The organism is Pseudomonas vlassakiae, assembly GCF_014269035.2.
In the GTDB taxonomy this organism is placed as follows: Bacteria; Pseudomonadota; Gammaproteobacteria; order Pseudomonadales; family Pseudomonadaceae; genus Aquipseudomonas; species Aquipseudomonas vlassakiae.
The window spans coordinates 1-2,452 of the sequence record NZ_JABWRP020000043.1; the positions used below are offsets into that span (position 1 = coordinate 1).

At 52.7% G+C, this 2,452-nt stretch carries 2 protein-coding genes; both read left to right on the top strand.

The genetic code is table 11. From position 1 onward, the window contains the following. On the top strand, positions 1–1,879 hold a 1,879-nt coding region (locus HU738_RS25675; RefSeq protein WP_217871537.1), incomplete at its 5' end, for an RHS repeat-associated core domain-containing protein. Further along, on the top strand, positions 1,857–2,294 hold the full coding sequence (locus HU738_RS25680; RefSeq protein ID WP_186605029.1) for an NTF2 fold immunity protein: 438 nt from the start codon (positions 1,857–1,859) through the stop codon (positions 2,292–2,294). The genes HU738_RS25675 and HU738_RS25680, both read left to right, overlap by 23 nt. The last annotated feature ends 158 nt before the right edge of the window (positions 2,295–2,452 follow it).

The window sequence follows — 2,452 nt, forward strand, 5'->3', positions numbered from 1 at the left end:
CGGCCATCTCGTCCGGCTGGATGAGATTGGCTACGGTGAAAACGCCGAGCGCCCGGAGCGGCATACGCTGTTCGAGCGCGACACCATTGGCCGCCTGATCGCCAAGCTCAATCGCGATGCTGAGCAGCGGTTCACCTATGACGACGGTGACCGGTTGCTGAGCATCGAGCGGCACCCGAGCGGAATCGGCAAGCAGCTTGGCGTGACCGAGGAAAAGCTGGAGTACGCCTACGACTTGCTGGGGCGGCTGACCCAAGAGATCACGCCCGATGGCACCTTGGGCTACGAGTACGATCCGCTCAGCAACCTGACCACGCTGACGCTGCCGGATGGCCGCAAGATCAACCATCTGTACTACGGCAGCGGGCACCTGCACCAGTTGAATCTGGACGGGCAGGTGATCAGCGACATGGAGCGCGACGACCTGCATCGTGAGGTCTACCGCACCCAGGGCAAGCTCACCAGTTGCTTCGGCTACGATGCGATGGGGCGCAAGGCCTGGCAGTTCGCCTCGACCTTGCCTGCCGACAAGCTCTCGCAGGTACACAACACCGGCATCAATACTTCGTTGCTGGTGGAGCATGCCTACAACCCGATTCACCGCCGTTACCAGTACGACCCGGCTGGAGAGTTGGTGCGCACCCTCGACAAGCTGCGTGGCGAGATCAAGTACGAGTACGAAGCCAATGGCCAGTTGCGCAGCCGGGATACCGGCTCGCTGGTGGGTAGCGAAGAGTTTCGCTACGACCCGGCGGCGAACCGCCTGGACTTTAATGCGCGCCAATTTGACAAGGTCAGGGACAACCGGATCAGGCAGTGGCGGGACCAGGAGTACCGCTATGATCCTTGGGGCAACCTGATCGAGAAGCGCTCGGGGCACAGCAAGCTGCAGACCTTTGCCTATGACTGCGAGAACCGGCTGGTTCGGGCGGAAACAGTGGTCAATGGCAAGCTGGAGAGTACCGGGCATTACCGGTATGACAGCCTTGGGCGGCGGGTAGCCAAGCAGGCGGAAATCAACGGCGTAGTCGAGCAGAAGCGCTTCCTGTGGCAAGGCTTGAGGATGCTGCGGGAAGAGGCGCCTGGGCAGAACATCCTGTACCTGTATGAGCCGGGTAGCTATGCACCGTTGGCGCGGGTAGACCAGGCTGAGGGTCAAGAACAGAAACTCTACTACTTCCATACCGACCAGATTGGTACGCCGCTGGAACTGACGGACAGTGATGGCACGATTGTTTGGCAGGCTTCGTATCGTTCGTGGGGGGCAATAGAGAACCTAACGATTCAAGAGATCACGCAGAATCTAAGGTTTCCGGGACAATACCGAGATGTTGAAACGGGGTTGCATTATAATACCTTCCGTTACTATGACCCTGAGGTGGCCCGGTTTACCACTCAGGATCCTATCGGGCTACTGGGCGGTTTCAACCTTTACAGTTATGCTCCTAATTCCACGGGATGGCTTGATCCTTTAGGATGGTGTGTCAACACTAATGTGACAAGGGGAGCGGCAGGCCAACCCTTGAGGGCAACTGCTACTATCACGAAAAATGACCTAAAAACAGGTACGGCTACCAATCAGTCCTCAAGGGCTTGGGCCCGAATGATGGGCAATTCCGATGATGATGCTGGACACATTATTGGTAAGCTCTTAGGAGGTTCCGGAGGGAAGGAAGGAGTGTTCCCTCAGCTGTCTAAAGTCAATCGTGGCTTGTTTAGGGACTTTGAAAAACAAATCGCAAAAGACGTCTTCGATAATGGGCCTGTTGATGTCGAGCTCGTATTTAAATACGGTGCCGGTGGCACAAGGCCAACAAAAGTAATTTATAATGTGTTCAGGAATGGGGATCTCGTAGATGGAAAAATATTCAGCAACTGATCTGGATGAAGAGTTTGGCAAGGTTCTGAAGGGGTTTATGCATGAAATGTATAACTGGGAAGTGGCATACTATCAAAAAAGCATCGACGCCTTTGATGGTGACTTGTCGGAAACGGAGCTTGAGGAAACCATGCGTAAAGACCTTTTGAATATTTTTCGCCAGTATGTGCTTGAAGGCGGGAGAAATTACGACAGAGTAGAAAATTTGGTTTGTGGTCGATATCCTGAATACGATGAGGTAAATGATCGGATCGAGGTAATCGATAGAAGTGAAAAAAAGGTTAGTGTTATTATAAGAAAGACGAAAGGTCTGGCTGCTGCGTTTCGATTGAACTTTGTTGTAAGTGGTGGTGAATTTATGATTTCAGGTCGGGACTTGCAGCATGGGCAAAAATGGCAAAAAACTTATGTCTGAGAATTGATTCAAAGCTCGGTTTGGTTTTCAGGAAAGTTTGGTGTTGCTGGGGTTCTTTAATAAGAAGTGTTTAGAGGCGATTGCCAACTTTGTCTCAGTCGTCTCGCCCTTCGATTTTGATGATTAATACTTGGGGGCCTTCGCATTGATTTTTTCGT